Here is a 2,726-nt window from a genome sequence, read left to right on the forward strand (position 1 = left end):
GCCCCGCCGCGGCCTTCGTCGGCCGTCAGCACGAAATGCTTCATGCCTTGTTCGGTCGTGAGGAAAACGGCGATCAGCGGCCGCTCGCCGCGCCACGGCCTGCTGCCGAGCTGCGCCAGGAGCTTGTCGACCACCGCGGGCTTGTAGAGGCAGGTAAGGTCGTGCGGCCGGTCATGCGTGCCTTGCTCGTCATGGATGGGAATGCCTTCCAGCCGGTCGTGGTAGCGGAAGGATTGGACGAAGTCGGCTGCCTTGTCGCGCAGCGCCAGCATCTCCGCCTTCTGCGTCAGCCTCTGGTCGCCGGACACCCTGACCAGCACCTTGTCCAGGCAATCCTTGAAGCCGATCTCGCGGTTCGGCTCGCCGGTGCCGGTGACGATCGTCTGCGCCTGGTAGAGTTCGTCCGCCGTCGCGGCGCCGGCGGGGCAAGACATCAGGCAAATGGCGATCAGGCCGATCGCCGTCGCCGCTGGGTGAGAAAATCCGGGCATGTCTTGTCGTCCGGTTCAGGATGGCCATTTCTAGCACCGGGCGCGGACGACGGCCAAGACGATTGCCGGCTAACCGAGGAGTGGAGTGAGGCATGATCTTCATCTGGTTCATCTACGCTGCCTGGGTGCTGCTGATTGTCTATCTGACCGTTCACGCGATTGGCGTGAAACGGGATACCGAGCCGCATCTGCTGCAGAGTTTCGGACTGATGTTTGCCATGATCGCGGCCTTCCTGCTGCCGCGCGTCCAATTGTTCGCCTTCGTCAACTTCGCGCCCGTCAACGCCGTCCTGAGCAGCGTCGGTGTCGTCCTGGCCGTCGCCGGCATGTTTCTGTTGGTCTGGGCGCGGCAAACCCTCGGTCGCAACTGGAGCCAGACCGTCTCGGCCAAGCAGGACCACGAACTGGTGACGTCCGGCCCATACCGCCGCCTGCGCCATCCCATGTACACAGGCGGCCTGCTCGCATGCATCGGCTCGGCGATCGTGGTGGGCGGCCCTTTCGTCTTTCTGCTCCTCCTCTTGGGGGCGATCTTCATCTGGCGCGTTGGCGCCGAGGACCGGCTTCTGGCGCGGCAGTTTCCCGATGAATTCCCCGGCTATGCGCGCCGCACGAACGCGCTTATCCCGTTCGTCTGGTAGCGCGCTCGCCACGAGAAACGCGTCCGGCCCGGGCTCTCGACAATTGACGTTCGCCCGGTCGCCGCTTAGCACTTCTCCTCCCGCAGGCGCGGGGGAGGATTCTCTCACGATGGATTTTGGCGGAGGCGACGAAATTCGCTTCGAGCGTTTGGGCAAGGCGGGCGTCGTCACGCTGACGCGGCCGCAGGCGCTCAATGCCGTCACCCACCGCATGGTGAAGGCGCTCGGCAAGGCGCTCGATGCCTGGGAGGGCGATGCCGGCGTGAGCCTCGTCGTCGTCAAGGCCGAGGGCAGGGCGTTCTCCGCCGGCGGCGACATCCTGCACATCTACGAGGCCGGCCGCGCCGGCAAGCCGCCCGTCGACTTCTTCGCCGACGAGTACCGGCTCAACGCCCGCATCGCGCGCTTCAGGAAACCCTATGTCGCGCTGATCGACGGCATCGTCATGGGCGGCGGCGTCGGCATCTCCTTCCACGGCTCGCATCGCGTGCTGACCGAGAACGCGCAGTTCGCCATGCCCGAGGTCGGCATCGGCTTCTTCCCCGACGTCGGCGCCAGCCATCTGTTGCCGGATCTCGGCGGCAGTTTCGGCATGTATCTGGGGCTGACGGGAAATCGCATCCGCTATGGCGATGCACTGTGGTCGGGCCTCGCCACCCACACCATCAAGGCCGAGGACCAGGCAGGCTTGCTCGACGAGTTGGCCGTATCAGGCGATCCGGGTGAGGAATTGCGCGGCTTCTTCAGTCCGGCGAAGCGGGAGACCGAGCGGCAGGATCTGGAAGCGATCGCGCGCCATTTCTCGCAAGCCTCGCTCGCAGGCATCATCGCCAGCCTCGAGGAGGCTGCCGCCACCGATGTGTTCGCGGCAAAGACCCTGGCGACGATCAAGGCGCGCTCGCCGACCAGCCTCAACGTCGCCTGGCGCGAGATCAGCGCCGGACTGACGCTGTCGATGGACGAGTGCATGAAGATGGAGTTCCGCATCCTCAACCGCATGCTGGCTGGCCACGACTTTTACGAAGGCATCCGCGCCGCCATCATCGACAAGGGTTCGAAGCCTGAGTGGCGGCCCGCCGACCTCGGCGCGGTGAGCCCCGCCGACGTCGATGCCTATTTCGCGTCGCTCGGCTCCCGGGAGCTCGAGCTGTGAGCGAGGTCACCTCCAGGCGCGTGGTGCTGCAGCCCTCGACCACCGAGATCATCTTCGCCTGGTTCCAGCGCGTGATCGCCGGCTATTGCCTGCTCTTCGGCATCCTCTACTGGATCCGGCTGATCGGCATCTATCCCGGCGAGCTCTGGCGCTTCGACCTGATGCCGGTGCACTGGCAGGTGGCCGCGACGACCCTTGCCGTCTTCTTTCCCTTCGCCGCCGCGGGCCTCTGGATGCTCGCTTCCTGGGGCCCGGTCATCTGGTTCATCTGCGCGGCGACCGAGACCGTGATGTATGCCGGCTTTCCCGACCTCTTCGGCCACCGGCTGCTGATCGTCATCTCGCATGCCTGCGTGGCGCTGCTTTACATCGTCTTCCGCGTGGTAATCTGGCTGCAGAAGCGCCAGCTTAGGCAATAATGCATGTCGCCCGAAAGTGGGC

The 2,726-nt window shown here is 65.4% G+C and carries 4 protein-coding genes; 3 read left to right on the top strand and 1 reads right to left on the bottom strand.

The genetic code is table 11. The features are described from left to right. Positions 1-491, bottom strand: a 491-nt coding sequence (locus EOA29_RS31875; RefSeq protein WP_127222112.1) for a DUF2066 domain-containing protein, incomplete at its 3' end; no start/stop codon positions are given. Positions 492-583: 92 nt separating this feature from the next. On the opposite strand from EOA29_RS31875, the gene EOA29_RS31880 reads away from it, so the two are divergent. From EOA29_RS31880 to EOA29_RS31890, 3 genes are all read left to right on the top strand, one after another. Further along, positions 584-1,132: an isoprenylcysteine carboxylmethyltransferase family protein gene (locus EOA29_RS31880; protein WP_126094240.1), complete on the top strand. Its 549-nt coding sequence runs from the start codon at positions 584-586 to the stop codon at positions 1,130-1,132. A gap of 109 nt (positions 1,133-1,241) precedes the next feature. Further along, the gene (locus EOA29_RS31885; protein WP_126094239.1) at positions 1,242-2,285 is read left to right on the top strand and encodes an enoyl-CoA hydratase/isomerase family protein; all 1,044 of its coding nucleotides are present in this window, start codon (positions 1,242-1,244) and stop codon (positions 2,283-2,285) included. After that, positions 2,282-2,704 (top strand): DUF6163 family protein, encoded by a 423-nt coding sequence (locus EOA29_RS31890; RefSeq protein WP_126094238.1) that lies wholly within the window; start codon positions 2,282-2,284, stop codon positions 2,702-2,704. Before EOA29_RS31885 ends, EOA29_RS31890 begins: the two co-directional genes overlap by 4 nt. Positions 2,705-2,726: the final 22 nt, after the last annotated feature.

It is taken from the genome of Mesorhizobium sp. M1E.F.Ca.ET.063.01.1.1 (assembly GCF_003998155.1).
Taxonomy (GTDB): domain Bacteria; phylum Pseudomonadota; class Alphaproteobacteria; order Rhizobiales; family Rhizobiaceae; genus Mesorhizobium.

Coding starts and splice junctions, on each gene's coding strand:
- EOA29_RS31880 (WP_126094240.1), top strand. CDS start 584: ATGATCTTCATCTGGTTCATCTACGCTGCCTGGGTGCTGCTGATTGTC.
- EOA29_RS31885 (WP_126094239.1), top strand. CDS start 1,242: ATGGATTTTGGCGGAGGCGACGAAATTCGCTTCGAGCGTTTGGGCAAG.